13 protein-coding genes are annotated in these 17,564 nt (G+C 29.7%); 4 read left to right on the top strand and 9 right to left on the bottom strand.

Annotation, left to right across the window (positions count from 1 at the left end):
• Positions 1–69: 69 nt before the first annotated feature.
• The 9 genes from rlmD to PW5551_RS02195 all read right to left on the bottom strand — a co-directional run bounded on the left by rlmD (position 70) and on the right by PW5551_RS02195 (position 13,196).
• A complete protein-coding gene (gene rlmD, locus PW5551_RS02235) occupies positions 70–1,230 on the bottom strand; it encodes a 23S rRNA (uracil(1939)-C(5))-methyltransferase RlmD (protein WP_113074135.1) in 1,161 nt (386 codons plus the stop codon).
• 160 nt (positions 1,231–1,390) lie between these two features.
• Complete coding sequence (locus PW5551_RS02230) at positions 1,391–2,644, bottom strand: hypothetical protein (protein WP_113074134.1); 1,254 nt, start codon at positions 2,642–2,644, stop codon at positions 1,391–1,393.
• A 98-nt stretch (positions 2,645–2,742) separates the two neighbouring features.
• Positions 2,743–5,910 carry a BTAD domain-containing putative transcriptional regulator gene (locus PW5551_RS02225; RefSeq protein WP_113074132.1) on the bottom strand — a complete coding sequence of 1,056 codons (3,168 nt, stop codon included), beginning with the start codon at positions 5,908–5,910 and terminating at the stop codon, positions 2,743–2,745.
• A 21-nt stretch (positions 5,911–5,931) separates the two neighbouring features.
• Complete coding sequence (locus PW5551_RS02220; RefSeq protein ID WP_113074130.1) at positions 5,932–8,784, bottom strand: hypothetical protein; 2,853 nt, start codon at positions 8,782–8,784, stop codon at positions 5,932–5,934.
• A gap of 41 nt (positions 8,785–8,825) precedes the next feature.
• Positions 8,826–10,613: a tetratricopeptide repeat protein gene (locus tag PW5551_RS02215; protein WP_113074128.1), complete on the bottom strand. Its 1,788-nt coding sequence runs from the start codon at positions 10,611–10,613 to the stop codon at positions 8,826–8,828.
• 30 nt (positions 10,614–10,643) lie between these two features.
• Positions 10,644–11,033, bottom strand: coding sequence for a VanZ family protein (locus PW5551_RS02210; protein WP_113074126.1), 390 nt, complete (start codon positions 11,031–11,033; stop codon positions 10,644–10,646).
• A 68-nt stretch (positions 11,034–11,101) separates the two neighbouring features.
• Entirely contained in the window at positions 11,102–11,458 is a 357-nt protein-coding gene (locus PW5551_RS02205; RefSeq protein WP_113074124.1) for a hypothetical protein, read from the bottom strand.
• A gap of 29 nt (positions 11,459–11,487) precedes the next feature.
• Entirely contained in the window at positions 11,488–12,615 is a 1,128-nt protein-coding gene (tgt, locus tag PW5551_RS02200; protein WP_113074122.1) for a tRNA guanosine(34) transglycosylase Tgt, read from the bottom strand.
• Positions 12,615–13,196 carry a cyclodeaminase/cyclohydrolase family protein gene (locus PW5551_RS02195; RefSeq protein ID WP_113074120.1) on the bottom strand — a complete coding sequence of 194 codons (582 nt, stop codon included), beginning with the start codon at positions 13,194–13,196 and terminating at the stop codon, positions 12,615–12,617. The genes tgt and PW5551_RS02195 overlap by 1 nt, the downstream gene beginning before the upstream one ends.
• 229 nt (positions 13,197–13,425) lie before the next feature.
• Between PW5551_RS02195 and PW5551_RS02190 the strand changes: the two genes are divergently transcribed.
• The 4 genes from PW5551_RS02190 (at position 13,426) to PW5551_RS02175 (ending at position 17,285) form a co-directional block, all read left to right on the top strand.
• Positions 13,426–14,568 (top strand): lipopolysaccharide assembly protein LapB, encoded by a 1,143-nt coding sequence (locus PW5551_RS02190; RefSeq protein WP_113074118.1) that lies wholly within the window; start codon positions 13,426–13,428, stop codon positions 14,566–14,568.
• Between the two features lie 60 nt (positions 14,569–14,628).
• Positions 14,629–15,351, top strand: coding sequence for a nucleoside triphosphate pyrophosphohydrolase (gene mazG, locus PW5551_RS02185; RefSeq protein WP_370445890.1), 723 nt, complete (start codon positions 14,629–14,631; stop codon positions 15,349–15,351).
• On the top strand, positions 15,314–16,441 hold the full coding sequence (locus tag PW5551_RS02180; protein ID WP_233488403.1) for a DUF933 domain-containing protein: 1,128 nt from the start codon (positions 15,314–15,316) through the stop codon (positions 16,439–16,441). Before mazG ends, PW5551_RS02180 begins: the two co-directional genes overlap by 38 nt.
• A 313-nt stretch (positions 16,442–16,754) precedes the next feature.
• Entirely contained in the window at positions 16,755–17,285 is a 531-nt protein-coding gene (locus PW5551_RS02175; protein WP_113074114.1) for a hypothetical protein, read from the top strand.
• Positions 17,286–17,564: the final 279 nt, after the last annotated feature.

The raw sequence follows: 17,564 nt of genomic DNA, 5'->3' as shown, positions 1-17,564 counted from the left end.
AAAAAGGGGAATTAAAACCGATCTTCATGAGGGGTGATTGCGCTATCCTCATTTAAATTCCATTATTTCCTAGCTGTGTTTTCTTCTAACCAATACTACTGATTCAATATGATCGGTGTGTGGGAACATATCAACTAAATGCAGGTCTGATACCTGATAGAGCTCGGATAATTCTTTTAGATTAGGCGCTAGTGTTTTTGGGTTACATGATATGTATATGATTTTGTCAAACTTTTGATTTTTTATGAATTTTATAAGATTTGGATGTAGTCCCGGCCTTGGGGGATCAACTACTATATAATCAGGTTTTTTGTTCTCCTGATTTTTTACAAACTCTTTTACATCATTATTTATGAATTCAACGTTATCAACGTTGTTTAATTTAGCATTTTCCTTGGCTGCTTCTACAGCCTCTTTTACTATTTCTATTCCATACACTTTTTTCGCTTTTTCTGCTAGGAGTATTGAGATAGTTCCTGTTCCAGAGTAGAGATCATATACTATATCTGATTCATGTGCGTAAGATAACGCTGTTTTATATAAAACTTCTGCACCTTTTGTGTTTGTTTGAAAAAAAGAGAAGGGCTTTATTTTAAAAGTTAGATCCAAAATCTTTTCGTAGAAATAATCTTTCCCAAATAAAATTTGCATTTCATCTGCTTTGACAACATTGGCTTTGGATTCAGTTTTACTTTGAATTATGGAAACTATCTTTCCTTCTAATTTCAAGTTCAATATATTTTCTTTCCACTTTTCTACGTGCTTTGTGTACATATTATCGGTAGAAGTTACCAAGTTTATAAGTATTTCATCTGTGTTTAGACCTTTTCTGATGGCTAAATTCCTTAAAAAACCTGTGTGATTTTTATAATTTCTGAAAGGTATTTCTTTATTTCTAAAATATTGTGTTGTTTCAATAACTATTTTATTGAAGTCATCATCCACTAACTTACAGTCAGGTGTATAGTAAACATCAAACTTTTTCTTTTTGCCTCTTAAACCTAAGACAAGTGGCCCATCTTTGTATTCATTTCCAAAGGAATATTCCATTTTATTTCTGTAACCATAAATATTGGGTGAAGGAGTTACTCCGTGATAATTTTTTACTTTTACTTGGTGTTGATCTAAAAGATCTAAAACATTATTTTCTTTTGATTTTAATTGTTCATTATATTCTATATTCAACTTACTGCAACCACCACATTTTTCAAAAGCTGAACATAATTGCATTTCATTTCACTCCTATAATTGAAAGCGAATTTTAATTCACGCTATTCGATTGTTTTTTCCGTTATATTTTATCATAAATAGAAATAAAAGCTATAAAAAAAAACGCCCGAAAAGGGCGTTTTGGGGGTTTATGTATGAAAAATTGTTTGAAATATCAAACTTATTCACCAGATAGAACTAAGCGATACCAAAAAATACTTTCTTCCATTCCGGCTACTGGGTCTAAATATTTAGTTAAATTACTCTCTGTTCCAGAAATTGCTTCAAAATTAATATGCGGGAAAAGTGAATCCATGTTTGGATACCAATCTTCGTTCCAACCTTCTAAACCTGATAAATCTGGTAATTGATATTCATAATTACTTGAATCACCTAACCAACCGTCTGATAATATAATTGTCCATCCTATTGACCAATCTTCGTTCTTCAAGAAGGCCTCATAAAATCTTATTTCATGACCATCGATATCTGGATCGTATGGTGCCCAATCGAATGTGTTATTATCAAATGTAGGCATCCCCCAATATTCTGATGGCAATGTATTTAACATTTCAATGTTACTTGGGTATGATTTATATTTAGTAAAAGTTCTGGTATAATCATCATCCGATTTATGAACCGATAAAACATACAAATCATCACTGGATTTTAAGGAACTAGGAATCCTTAAATTTCTATCATTATCAAACCAAGTGAAAACTCCCGTTGTTCCTCCTACAAATAATTCTCCACCAGCGTGAGCTCCTGGTATTGTGGTTGTTGCAGTATAAGTATCTAAAGTAGTAAAATCAGAAAACGAGATAGCTTGGCTCTCTTCTCCAGAAACAGATCTATTTCTATCAATGTAGATTTTGTTAAAGTCTGAACCTTGATCCCCTACTAAAATTACCAAATCGTATGTACCTGAGTTGATTTCTTCAATTTGATAAGTTAAGTAATCTTCATCAAACCAGGGAAATCCATGCGAAAATCCATAAAAAACAGCGCCATTCATATCTATAAATTCATTTCCAAAATTCAACGTCAATTCAGAATCATACGAATAAGTCCAGTCTATAAAATTTATCGGTACTTCCTTACCTTCTGAAGTGTTTAGATTCATTATTTGAATGTCATAGTTATCATTTTCATAGCTTTCATTTACTGCATAGATACTGTAATTACCATCTGCTGCTTGTGGTTCAAATTTGTACACACCGTTTGAAGAGGTTAATTTTTGCCATTCACCGTCTTTCCCGTCTTTATAAGCTAAAAATTCAATACTTTCACGAGCGTTATTTACAAATGTGTTTATTATAACATCGTTTAAACTATCGTTTCCATTACCATCACCACCACCAATCGGTACAGTTGCACAACTTGCCAAGATTAGACCAACCAAAAATATGCTAAAATAAATACCAAACTTTTTCATTTTAATCCTCCCCTTTAAAAATAGTTGTTTACATTTTAATTTTAAAAAGAAAAACTAAAAAAAATCTAAAACAACAATTTTTTTTAAGGGAGGAAAAATTAAATTTGAAATTCTTTTATAAAATAACTTATTTCAATTGAATTAAATGCCGTTCCAAGTTCTTTTTTGTACAATTTATTTACATAATTATAATAATCTAACGCCCTTTTTCTTTCGCCGTTTTTAATTAATAAGTTAATGAATTCTTTGTTCATTTCATCAGAGAAGGGGTTAATATGTAAGTATTCTTCCAAGTAGTTTTCTGCTTGTTTGGAGTCTTTTTCTTTTTCTAGAAGGAATAAAGAGGAAAGTATTTTTAAATATTTTTCTTCAGCATCTTCAATCTTTGATATTGCCCAGTCATCGTAGATATTAGCAGGAAGTAGCCCGTAAGAATATATCTCTTTAGCCTCTAAATATATTTCTTTCGCTTTTAGATATTTTTTGTTATTCATCATTTTAGTTCCTTCTTCATACCGATTTAGGAAATCTTCATAATCCAAATAATATGGTTTATCAGTATTAAACTTGTAGTTTTTATTTTTATGAGATATATACTCCTCTTTTAAACCAAACTCTTTTAATCTTTTCCTTATGTCGTGTATAGCCACATACAAACTTTGTTTAGCTTTTTGAACCGGTAGTTTCGGCCAAAAATACTCTATCAAAACATCTTGAATTATCCATTGATTGTAATTCAGGGCTAAAAATTTAAATAGGTCGAGCGCTTTTTGGTTTTTAACTTTGTTCATAGATAAGGTTTCATCTCCATATATAAGTTTAAATCCACCAAAAAGGTAGATTTTTGGAAATGAAAGAACGGTTTTTGGCTCAATCACTGAAATTTTACTTAGCTCTTCAAAATCGAATTTTTCAGTTGGCTGTATGTGGCGAAGTTCTATTTTCAAAACGTTTACAATAAAACCTTCAAGAAATTTAGTTATTTCAGGAAATTTTTCAAACACAAAATAGTAATTATTGTTTTTTATCAACATTAATAGTTGTTCTATATCTTCTTCAGCTTTAGGTATATTCAAAAATTCATTTAAGAACATTTTAAAAAGCAAGGCTTGGGCTAATATTAACTTTGCGTTTGGTTCTTTAGCAGTATCAATTATTTTATTGACGATAGGAATAGCTTTTTCAAATTGCTTTAAATGTATGAGTATTCTAACCTTTTGAAGTTCAAAATTTAGTATTTGATATTTGTTGAAACATGTCTTAGCTATTTTTATAGTGCTTTCAATATTATTGTATGCTTTCTGGCTTAAACCACTTTTTAGTAGATAGGAAGATCTTACTGCAAAGTAGTTAGCCTGAAGAAAATTAGATCTTGAATAGTAATTTTTTGCTTCATTCAAAGATTCACTAGCTTCTTTTAAATTGTTTTGTTCAACGTATAATTTAGCTTGCAATATTTTTAAAACAGGAAAGTAAGCAATAGTTTTTGTTTGTATATAAATCTCATTGTAAGTTTCAAGGTGTTTTTGAGCTTTTTCTAATTGATTTATATTTATATAATAATCTGCTAAATTTGCTGTTAGAAGTGCCTTACCGTATAAATCTCCTGTAGAATCAAACATCTTTAAGGCTTGTCTGTAATATTTCTCAGTGCTTTCTAAATCCCCTTCGATGAGATGAATATTATAGGCTATATTGTTCAAAATCCATGACTTCATTTCTTCAAAATTGTTTTCTTCACATACATCCAAGGCTTTATATAGATGTTTTTTAGCTTCTTCTAAATTAGATAAGTTAGCGTAACTTGTTCCTAATAGATTTTGCAGAGATACAATACTTTGATAATTATCTTTAGATATTTTCGGTAGTAATTCTATTCCAAGTTGTATAACCTTTTCATAATCTTCCTTATGCCAATATATACCGATTATTTGTGTATCAATAATTTGCTTGATCTCTTGATTATCAATCTTTTCAATATTCTTTTTTACTTTCATATAATCTGTAAGAGCTTCGTCAAACATTGAATATTTTTCTTCTATTACACCACGATAAAAGTACAGTTCATAATTGGCTTCAAAAAAAATAGTTGGGATAGAGTCCAACCATTCTTTAATAATCGAATAATCTTTTATTAGTAGATCTGAATGGTTCAGGAAAAATTCTGAAACCTTTTCAACATCATTCAAATGAATTAAACAATAAAATTGCCCGTATGGATCTTTTTCTTGTTGGTATATCAATAATAGTTTTTTGTATATTTCCAATTTTTCTTTTTCGGGGATATTTTTCTTAACCGCTAGTCGAAATATTTCGTGCATATAATAGGTGGAATCATCAATTTTTTCTATTAAATTAAGATTGACTAATTCTTCAAGATATTCATAAATTTTTAAATCATTTTTTGCTTCCAAAATTTTTGAGCACACTTTTGGAGTTATCTCATCCATTAAACTTATTATTTTTAAAAATATTGTTAATTCCTGGCTCAAACCTTCTGTTAACAAAAGGATAAAATCATCAATCTCATTTGATGAATCGAATAGTTGATCAGCATTTTTAAATGAATTTAACTTAAGATTTGTAATTAAAATGTTTATAAAAAAGGGCATTCCTTGGCTTATCTGATATACTTTCAATAAATCCTGCAGTGATATGTCTAATCTGCTTTTATTAATATAAACGTTTAATTCATCAAAAGTGAACTCCAGATCTTTTTTGGTTATCTCAAAAGACTTATTATTCATTTTTAACTTCGCTAAAGATATGGGGAAATTCTTGTTTATTGTAATTACTAAATGGATATTTTCAGGCAAGAAATTAATCCACAAATTTAAAAGGTTCTTATATTTTTCTGTGAAATTTATGCTTTCAAACGAATCTAAGAAGATATACAACTCCTTATCATATTTGGCAAAAGCATTTAATAATTCAACCACTTTTTCTTCTTCTGTAAAAAAAGAAGAAGTTATTTCTCCATTTTCTTGAAAAATTTTAATAATCTGATTTTTGTTCAAAATATATATTAAATGGTCTAGAAAAGCGTTGAAATCAAAATAATTATCAGGGAAAGATAACCAAACTTTATTTTCTTTCAATTCTTCAAAAAACATACTGGCAACAACACTCTTACCGTACCCTGAAGGGGCGGTGATTAATAAGATATTTTTGTTTTTATTATTATTTAATAATTCAATTACCTTATTCCTTTTTAAATGTTCTTTTTTAATGGCTAAAGGCTTAAAAACGAGGTCAATAATTTCCATATAATCACCAAACTTTCAATTTTAGAAAAGAGTTTCCCAAGGGATTACTTTTAAGGCAATATTCTGCTTTCCATTTGATATGGTATTTCCAAATATGTAAATATTATCTTGATTTTCAGGTTTTATTAGACTTACAATTTCAAAACCATTTTCTAATTCATAAGAGTATACCTTTTCAAATGTTTTTTCTTTTATATTAATTTCATAAACTACTCCTACTTTTTTGTTTGATTTAATAGTATAACCGTAAGCTAAGTATCTATTTTCTATCCTAGTAAAACCTAAAAATTTTGGTTCACCTTCTAACTGGGTTTCAAAGGAGTCGCCAAATCCATTTATTTCATCTACTTCTAATATTCCGTATGTTTTGGGGTTAGAAGAATTTTCATACAATACATAGTATTTTCTTCCTTCTTTTACAACTCCAATAGGGATGTTGTCATTTGGATCACCATAAACATTTGACCATTTCATGTTCCCATAATAATCAAGTTTTAAAACGTATATATCAAAACCACCAGCTCCAAATGATCTCGCCGCTCCAAAGACCATGAATCCCTGATCTTGTGTATTTTTTATATCTAATGCAATTTCTACATCGTTTCCACCAAAATTGTTGGTCCATATTCTTGTTCCATCATTTAAATATTTGGATACAAATATATCCGATAGTTTTTTGTTAACGAATAAGTTCCCTGAAATTGCAAAACTATTTTCATCTATATTTATTATACTTATTCCACTATCTCTTCCTATATCTCCATAATTTATTTGGTAATTAATAGTTCCAGCTTCGCTTATAGAAACAAGGTACACATTACCGTTTAAGCCATAAGAAAGCGTGTCTCCAACAAATACTGTGTTTTTGGTGTTCTCTGAAGCATCTGTTGTAATTATTCCATCTCTGAAAAAATCTGTTTTATCTGCATACAATGTCTTTTCTAATATGACATTACCATTTAGGTCTAATTTCCAACTTTTTGCGTCCCAAACACCTTTATCTTCATAACCATATAAATAAATGAATTCTTCCCCATCGTAAGTTGCTCCATAAATATATTCGTTGTTATCTTTTTTAATAATCTTTTCTATCTCAGTTGCTTCTATCGTTATTGTGACTGGTGTTGAAGGTAGCGTGATTTCTTCTTCTGGTTCTGGCATTATTATTTCAGTTGGTTGTGGAGTTATTTCTGTTGCTTCTATCGTTATTGTGGCTGGTGTTGAAGGTAGCGTGATTTCTTCTTCGAGTTCTGGCATTATTATTTCAGTTGGTTGCGGTGTTATTTCTGTTGCTTCTATCGTTACTGTTGCTGGTGTTGAAGGTAGCGTGATTTCTTCTTCGAGTTCTGGCATTATTATCTCAGTTGGTTGTGGAGTTATTTCTGTTGCTTCTATCGTTATTGTGGCTGGTGTTGAAGGTAGCGTGATTTCTTCTTCTGGCTCTGGCATTATTATCTCAGTTGGTTGCGGAGTTATTTCTGTTGCTTCTATCGTTATTGTAGCTGGTGTTGAGGGAATAGTTTCTTCAATAGGTTCAAAGACTTCTTCTACTTTTTCAGGGAGAGTTATTTTTTCTACTAGGTATCTTGTAAAAAAGTATTGAGTATCAAAACTGTCATAAAGGATTATGAATCTTGTTATGAAATCTTTGATACCTACTACTAATCCTTTATCATAAACAATAGGTTCAGTAATTATTTGAAACTTATTTATAGTAGAATAGTTCCAAATTAAATTACCTTCTGTATCAAAAGATTTTATACTTTCTCCAACTAGTGCAAAACGTTCTTCATTAATAGGTACAAAATAATCAAAATTTTCTTCGTAAGTAAAAGATTTTACAAGATCTAAATTTTCGTCATAAAAATAAAGATTTCTGGAACCTGATAAAAGAACAATTTTGTCATAATATGAATAAATATTTCTGTTATATCTTTGAGTTTCTATTTGAAAAGTTCTTTCTGCTATTTTATTCAGATTGCTGTCAAGCAGAAATAATTTTTGATTAGTTAATATTATAAATATCCTTTGATTTTGGTATTCTAAATATTCAAAATCGTACGTATGATCATTAAAAGAAAAATCTTCTACAATTGCAAGATTATTATCTAGCTTATAAAACGCTTTGTCTGTTAAAACGAAAAGATATCCATCTTTCACTAAAGACTTAACTATATTTTCTAATTCAACTTCTTCAAAGATTGAGGCATCATAGTTCAATAAATAAATTTTATTATTGCTGTATAAAACATTTTTACCTGCAATACCTTTTACTTTGTCATCTATTTTACCTTTTTCGTTAAGTTGATAATCAAGAATGTATGAATCGTTAGAGGTAGTTACCACGATATATTCGCTTGTAGAAAGAACATCCTCAATTTTATTTTGAAATCTTTTTGATTCAATTGCTTTTTTTTCTTCATCTAATAGAATAATCTCCTTATCTAAAACTCCAAGAAAATTGTTATTTACAGGTATAAGTTTATTAAAGTCTTCAAAAAATATAATATAAGCATCTCCAGACCTTAGACTTCTTGTAGTAAAAGTTGCTATATTACTGGAATATACGTTCCCTTCCTGATCTACTCCTTCCACTTTCCAGTAATAAGTTGTTTCAGGTTTTAAAACATCACCTGTATAAAAATTAGAAAAAATATTTTCTAATTTTAAATCTTTTTCGTCAATAATTTCGTCTTCTGAAACATAAATTCTATATCGTAATTCTTTCCCTTCAGCATCAACAGTTTGCCATCTTAAAGAGGTTCTTATATCCACCTGTTTAGCTCCATCTTGGGGAGAAAGAATAGTAATATTCAGCGATAATGTTATAACTGAAAATAAAATCATAGATAAAAATGGTAGAAATTTTTTCATAAAGCACCTCTAATTATATTTGGTTAAGTTCAGTTTTGTTATTAACCAGAAAAATTCGAAATAGAGTTTAGATTAAGTATAAATAAAATAATATATTTGGTATTCGAATCGGTAAATTCAACTTCGGTTATTTCTTCTTTAGTTGCTTCAATTCTGTACATTGATAAAAATACTTTTAATGCATCTTCAAATGTATTTATTTCAAATTCTAACAAAGTATCAAAATCCATTAAGTTCTCTTCATAATTAGTGAACATTTGGGCAAAATGAAAAGACATATCTTTTATTTCTTCCACGTTCTCTTCTATAAAAGCATCAAGATTCAAGGAATCTCCTAAAATTCTATCTTGATAAAAACGTAGTAATAATCTTCCAAAAGCCAATCCTTCTTCATCTTTCCAAAGATAATATGATAAGATGGTCGCAACTCTTTCGGATAAACCGTAATTAAAACCAGAAAGATACAAGCCATTGGTTAACAATTCTATACCCGAAGGATATTTTTTAGGGTTTTTAGAATCTTCTACTAACCAGTTTACAAAGTCACCTTTTATACCTCTTTTTTCTAAATTATTTGACAATAAAAGTGGGTCAATATTCCCGTATTCATCTATACTTTCAAAGATTGAAGCGGAAATTTTTTCATCTGCGAATTCTTCTAATTTATTAACATAGTCATCCATATTATCTAACTTTTCATATAATTGGCTAAAACCTAAACTATGATTGTGATGAAGAATTTGCTTTACAGCTTCTACGTTGCCTTGAGATAATTCAAATAAGATTTTAAAATTCAAAGCCGACTTACTTAACTCCGGTTCAATTTGTAAATCGTTAAAATATTTCTCAACATGTTCTTTGTCTTCAATTATGACAGATAGTTTTAACGCAGTAAGAGCTATGAGATTTAAATTTTCTTTTGTAGCTATTTTTAAAGCTCTTTCTTCAATTTCAAGAGCTTCAATAAACCTTCCTACATTTTTATATTCTAATGCTAGTTCATGAAGTACGTAATCCACTTCATTCAAATCAGCTGCTTTTTCAAGCATTTTTATGGCTTCTTGATGTTTACCCAATTTAGATAAAGAATGGGCATCATTATAATAAATTTCATAATGATTTGGATCGATTTCTAAAGCTTTTTTGTGAACTTCATGGGCATCTTTATACCTTTGTAGCATGTTGAAAACTACACCCAATCTCTCATAAGCAGGAAAAAATCTATTATCTATTTCTATACATTTATGAAGGAATGTTCCCGCTTCCTCAAATCTACCGTTTTCTAAATATACATCGGCCATCTTTAAATAACCTAAAGTGAAGTCTTTTTCAAGCTCAACTGATTTAGAATAGTATTCAAAAGCTTCATCATATATCTTTCTTTCATACATCAAATTACCTAGTTCATAATAACCATAGGCAAAGTTTGGCTTTTCTTTTAGACATTGTTTTAAATGCAATTCCGCCAGCTCAAAATTTTCTAATTTTTTGAAATATAGTCCTGTATAGAAATGAAATCTATAATCAGGATGTTTTTCTCTTGCTCTTTCTAAATAAAGTTTTGCTTCTTCAAAATTACCTTCGTTGAGATACTTTTTAAACGCTTCGTAATAATAAAAAATTAAGTAAGATTTGTAATATTCATTTTTTGGTTCTACTTCATATTGTGCTTCTAAACCTCTTAAAATAATATCCAGTGAAATTTTGTTACTTTTTCTTGCCTCCTGAAAATCTTCCGCTAAAACTGGTAATTTTACAGGAAGGTTATTCATTTTAGCATAATTAGGGTCTATATTCAAATAAACTATCGCATATTTTACTTTTTTCAAAAAATACACCTCTTTGATTTACTCTAAAACCTAGTTAAATGCTCGATATTTAAATAAGAAAAACAAAAATCCTACCAAAGCCCCGATATAATTTGCTAGCATATCTAAAACGCTATAAGTTCGATAGTAAGTAAACTTTTGTAAATATTCAGTCAAAATCGGAATAACCAGGAAGAATATCAAATTAATAGCAAAATAAAATTTATTACTTTTTTTATAAAAAGCAGTGAAAAAAAGATCCGCTCCAATAAAATAAGAAACAAAGTGAACTATCTTATCTTCTCCTCTATATGTGCTATAGTTAATTACTGGCTGTGCTATTGATAGGTAAATTATTAGAATTACATATGAAAAAAACAAAATCTTCCAAAATAAGCTTTGTATTTTGTTTATCTTTATATTATTATTATCTTCTTTCATTTTTTCAGCCTTTCTTTAAATTTTAAATTAAGGTCCTGAGGTAATCCAGCAGGACCTTAATGCACATTTTATTCTAATCTAAATGTTTCTGTCCTATCGTTATCGTCGATTATATGCTTATAACGGTCATATGCTGCTTTGGCCATCTTTTCAAAAATGCTCGGAAGATCACTATCCTGCCAATCTTCTTCCAATAAGTTTATAATCTCTTTTTTTACAGTAAAATAGGGCTCTTTATCTGGTGTAAATTCAATATATTCTTCTACTAACTTACTATCAATTTTTTCTTCGCCATATATCCTTTCTAAAAGCTTACTTACACTTCTTGAATATAGTTTGGGAATCTCTTGAAATTTTTTGGTAAGATCTAATTTGTTTTGATATTTCGGCTTTACTTCATTATAGTACTTCACAAAAGATTTCACGGGTGATCCCTCCTTATTAGCTTTTTCCCCTAGTTGGTGAGTGAGTAAGTTGAATTATTGAAAAACTCTTCCTTGAGATATTTAAAATCGTCATTTTCTATTGCGGTTCTCATCTTTTCAATCAAAAATATATTAAATCTAAGATTATGAATACTTAAAAGAACTTTTCCTAGTATTTCATCCTTTTTAAATAAATGGTGTATATATCCTCTTGAATGATTTCTACATGTATAACAATCGCATTGTTCATCTATAGGTTTTTCATCGTATTTTACATTGGAAGATTTTAGATTAATTTTTCCTTCAAAAGTTAGGGCAGTACCATGCCTTCCCATTCTAGTAGGTAAGACACAATCAAACATATCCATACCATTTTCTACAGACAAAAACATCATCGTTGGAGAACCTATTCCCATAATATACCTTGGTTTATTTTCTGGTAATCTATTCCCAAAAGAGTTTAATATCTTTTCAGATTCTTGATACTTTTCTCCAACAGCTAATCCACCAAGAGCATATCCATCAAAATCCAAAGAGGTTATTTGAGATAAACTTAACTCCCTTAAATCTTTATATAATCCACCTTGAACGATTCCAAATAAAGCTTGAGTTTTATGATTATGATACTCTTTTGACCTTAAAGCCCAATTAAAAGTTTTTATAACGCTATCTTTAACTGTATCGTAATTGGATTTTGAATTCACACAAACATCCAATACCATTGCAATATCAGAATCTATGACTTTTTGAATATCCAGAGATTTCTCTGGTGTTAACTCTATTTTTGAACCATCTAAAGGTGATTTAAAAATTACTTTTTCATCTGTTAGCTTAGTATTCGGCAAAGAAAATACTTGAAATCCTCCACTATCAGTTAAAATTGGCCTTTCCCAGTTCATAAAATTGTGTAACCCATTAAAATGATCCAGTACTTCTAATCCGGGTCTTAAATACAAATGGAAGGCGTTTGCTAATATAATTTCAGAGTTTATTTCTTCTAAATTTGATTTTGTTAATCCCTTCACCGTAGCATTGGTACCAACCGGCATAAAAACTGGAGTTTCAATTATTCCTCTTTTTGTTATGATTCGCCCACGTCTAGCTCCTGTATATTTATCAACATGTAATAATTCAAACTTTATAGGAGTTTCTTCCATTAACTTCCCATTTCCTCCTTCAATTCTTCCAACAAAGAATTTGCCTCATTTTGAAATTCTATAGTATCGTTTAGAAGATTTTCTTTTTCTTCTCCATTACTTATTTCTTCAAGATTTGCTTTAACAGAAATTATCGCAGAGCTCATTGCAGCCCATGCCATATAACAGGTGATCTTGGCTTCTGGCTTTAAAACGGGATCCCCATATTTGTAAAGGGTAAAACAATTTTTTAGTATGTTGTAACAGGCTTTCGCTATATTAAATGAAAATAAAGCGGCTCTTTTTAAAGCTTTCTCTCTTTCATGCCCCTTATTAATATTCTCTATCCTCTCAGTATATTTAGAAGACTCTTCAGAATATTCAATGAGTTTTTCTTTTATATCTATTAAATTTTCCATAGAGATTTCTAATGTATTTTCATAATTCTTATTCTTGGACACGGAAATTGTATAATTCGCTATCATATAACCTAAAGCAGAAGCTAAAGCACCCACTAAGGCTGTTACTGTTCCTCCTGCGGGGGCTGGCTTTGCTGAGGATATTTCATTTAATATTTCTTCAAAACTCTTTTTCTTATACATTAAAACACCCCCTGTTGAAATTATAGAATAAAGTTTGCGTATTCTACTAATATTATATCATAAATTTTGTTCCATCTTAATTTTGAGCCTATATTGCAAAAGTTATAAACTCCCAGAAAAAATAAAATTTATGCTTTTGTATAAATATTCATTATGTTATAATTGTATAAGTATTTTTAAAAACTTTTTTGAAAAAAACAACTACGAAATAATTTAGAGGAGGACTGTCTTGCATAAAAAAGCTTTTGTTTTTGTGTTCTTTTTAACTCTAGTGGCCTTAACTTATGCAACCAATTTTGACCATTTTGTTTACTACGTTGATCTTGATACAATGTATGAATCAAATGACCCATATATAAAAACTTTAGGAAGCTTATTAAAGAGATGGGAAACAGGATTATCAAAGTACGTTGAAAATCTTGATGTATCAACTTTAGTTTTACCTCCCGATGATGAACTAACTCTGAATATTTTACAAAATATTAGTCCATATGCCTATATAGATCCAGCAGAAAAATTTGAAACCGCCTTAGAAGTTTTTCCAGATTCCGTAGTTATAAACTCATTGTTTTTATTTTTCAATTTTCAATACTGGCAAAATTCTCGAGACCCTGCTGCAGCAAGAATTATTTTCGAATATACACAAAAAATAGAAAATCTTGTTGGAGAACCTACACCACTTACTGTATATGTCCGCTCACAAGTTCTTTTTAAATCTAATATTTACGGTGACCCTGAAAAAGCTTATAATGATTTAAAAGAGATCTATTTTAAGTATGATCATGATAAAAAAATCATAGAAACTTTGGTAGAATTTAGTTTCCTTTTGAATGATACTGAAATGATAGAAGAGCTATACAATACCTATTTGCGAATAGGAGGCAATAATCCAGAAACTCTTTTTTTCTTTTCAAAAATGTTTTATCAGTTGGGAAGGGAAGAAGAATCTGTAAAACTAGCTAATTTAGCCATCGAAAATTCCAAAAGTGCGATTTTAAATTCTCAGGTTTATGAGTTTTTAGGAGATATAGAAGAAAATTATGAAAGAAAAATCGATTTTTATAGGAAATCTTTAAACAGCGACAAAGAAAATGGCCGGTTAATGTCTAAGATTGGAATGGCTTATTATAATTGGGATAATAAAGAAAATTCCGAACTTGCAAGATATTTTCTTAATGCTGCAGAAAGTAGAGGATACATAACTGAAGATTCTCAAACAGCATTGAAAGAATTGCGAAGAAATGTTGTTTTGAATATTTTATTTAAGTATGTAATACCTATTATTTTAGCAGTGATACTTGCTTTGTGGCTGCTATCTTATTTTAGCAAAAAAAGAAAACAAAAAGAAAGTGAGTGGATTTATAAAGATTAGCTTCGTATAGGAGGTATCGCTTTGGATTTAGGTAACAGATTTGAAGAGTTAGTTAGAGTCATGAAAACATTGAGAGGTCCACAAGGTTGTGATTGGGATAAAGAACAAACTCATCAAAGTTTAAAACCCTATATAATAGAAGAAGCATACGAATTAGTAGAAGCAATAGACGAAGAAGATAAATTAATGATTAAAGAGGAATTGGGAGATGTTCTCTTACAAGTAGTTTTTCATTCAGTTATAGCTGAAGAAAAAAATGATTTTTACACTATAGAAGTAATAGATAACTTAATTCAAAAGTTAGTTAGAAGACACCCCCATGTGTTTGGAGATAAAAGAGGATATTCATATGCTCGCTGGGAAGAGATAAAAGCTCAAGAAAAAGGCAATAAAAATTATAGCAGGATAGGTAAATTCAACAAAGCTTTACCAGCTTTATCTTTAGCCCGTCGTGTTCAAGAAAATGCTGCAGCTGTTGGATTTGATTGGACTGAAATAAAAGATGTAAAAGATAAAGTGGAAGAAGAACTAAACGAGCTCAATGCCGCCAAAAATAGGAAAGAAGTAGAAGAAGAGTTTGGTGACCTTTTGTTTGCCCTGGTTAATTTAGCCCGCTTTTTAAAAGTAGATCCCGAAGTTTCTTTACGTAAAGCCACAGAAAAATTTATCAAAAGATTTAATAAGATGGAAAAGATAATAGAAAACGATAAAAAAGAATTTGAAAGTTTAAATTTGAAGGAATTCGATGAATATTGGGAATCGGTTAAAAGAGAAGAGAGGTGAAAAACAGTTGGAAATAGGAATTTTTGGTCTGCCTTTAACAGGAAAATCTACTATTTTTTCACTCTTAACAAATACAAAGATAGAAGATAGTTTTAAAAGAGAAATAATAAAGAGAACCGCTCAAATAAAAGATAACAGAGTTCTTTCTCTGGCAAAATTATATGACCCTAAAAAAATTGTTTTTGCTTCTTTAGATTTTATAGATATACCAAGTTATGATCATAAAGGAGACCCAAAAGAAAAAAATAGGATCTTTCAAATGATTCAAACGGTAGATGCCTTGTTATTGGTTATAAGGGCTTTTGAAAATCCATCCGTTCCTTGGCCAGAAGGCGCAAATAACGCGATTAGGCAACTTGAAATTTTACAAACAGAATTAATTTTTAGAGATTTAGAAGTAGTCGAAAACCGTTTGGAAAGACTTCAAATGCAAAAAAAGAAGACAAAGGTTTCTCAATTAGAAGAACAGGAAGAAAAAGTTTTAGGAAAGTTGAAAGAATTCTTAGAACAGGAAACATTTTTATCAAAAATAGAGCTTACCGAAGAAGAGAAAAAAGTAATTAGTTCTTTATCTTTATTTACCTTAAAACCAATTATAGTATGTATAAATGTGGACGATGAACAGTTTTCAAATAAATTTTACGAATTTAAGCAAGAAATTCTTGGAGAATGTAAAAATCAAAATTTTGCATATATTGAAATAGACGGAAAGATAGAAACAGAAATAAACGAATTAGAAAGCGAAGATGAAAAAAAGATGTTTTTAGAAGAATTATCGATAGAAGAGCCTGGTATTGATAGATTAGCAAAAATTGTGTATAATCATGTTGGGTTAATTTCTTTTTTTACTGTAGGTAAAGACGAAGTAAGAGCATGGACTGTAAAAAAGGGAAGTACAATGAAAGAAGCAGCTGGAAAAATACACTCTGACTTTGAGAAAAACTTCATAAGGGCAGAAGTAATGAAATATAATGATTTAATAAAATACGGTAGTGAAGAAAAAGTTAAGGAAAACGGCCTATGGCGTCTAGCAGGAAAAGAGGAATTAGTTGAAGATGGAGAAATTTTGAATATTAGAGCAAATGCATAAAAGCTAATTGGTAAAAAGTCAAGGGGTAAAAAGGAAAAAGGTTTATTCTATTGATTTAAAGCTGCAACTTGTTAAAGAATATCTTAACAGTGAAAAGCATTTAAAAGAGTTCGCTAAGGTTGTTCTTTGTTGGTGAGAGTATCTTGCAACGCATATATATTCTTTTATCATAACTTAAGACCACACAGTTCTTTGAATTATATGACACCTAGTAAATTTAGTGGAATCTTTTCTGATGATAATAATTGTTTTAATTCCAAAACCATTTTTGTGAAAAAGTAAGATTTCTTTATTTATTCTCCAATAACAGGGGGTGAGGCCAATAGATTATGGAATAACGAACTATGAATTAGTAAGTTTAAAAAACATAAAACAAGAAACTTTGATAAAGATGAACAATACACTTGGGATAATGCTATTAATAGACAAGCCAAATTTAAAGGTAAAAAGCATAGAAGAGCTAATAAGAATAAGCAAAGAGATAGTAGAAAACATGCCAAAAGAAGAACAAGAAAAATTCAACAGACACAAAAAGGCATTCATAGAACTATTCAAAAAAAGAGTTGGATTCAAAGAAGACATAGAAGAATTTAAAGAGATAGAAGAAATGGAGGCATCAACAATGTTTGATACTTTAGAAAAGATAGCTAAAAGAGATAGAGAAGAAGCAAAATTGGAAGGAAAAAAGGAATTAGTATTAGAAATACTAAATCAAAAATTTGGAGAAGAATTCGATAAAGAGTTAGAAGAAAAAATAAAGAAAGCAAGCGAAGAAAAGATTAATAAGATAAAGAAAAATATTTTGAAAATAACCATCGACGAATTAAAAGAAATTTTAGAGTGAAATCATAAAACTTACTAAATAAGTATTAATTTATCTCTTGCAAAAGATTTAGGTTTAATTCCTTTCTTGAGAGGTCTATTGGCTTTTATTCCCCTTTTTGAAGGGGTGGCTGTGACGCTTTTTGTCACAGACGGGGTAGTTGCTTTTGAATTGGATTTTCAATTTGCTAAAAGCAAATTAAAGAGTGACTACCCTGTCTGCAGCATAAAACGCTGCATCCACCCCTTCGAGGAAGGGGGAATTTCAGGGTGTGTACATATAATTTGCTAAAAGCAAATT

Source organism: Petrotoga sp. 9PW.55.5.1, from assembly GCF_003265365.1.
Lineage (GTDB): Bacteria > Thermotogota > Thermotogae > Petrotogales > Petrotogaceae > Petrotoga.
Note: the sequence above shows the minus strand (reverse complement) of the source record. Positions and strands in the feature narration are given on the sequence as shown.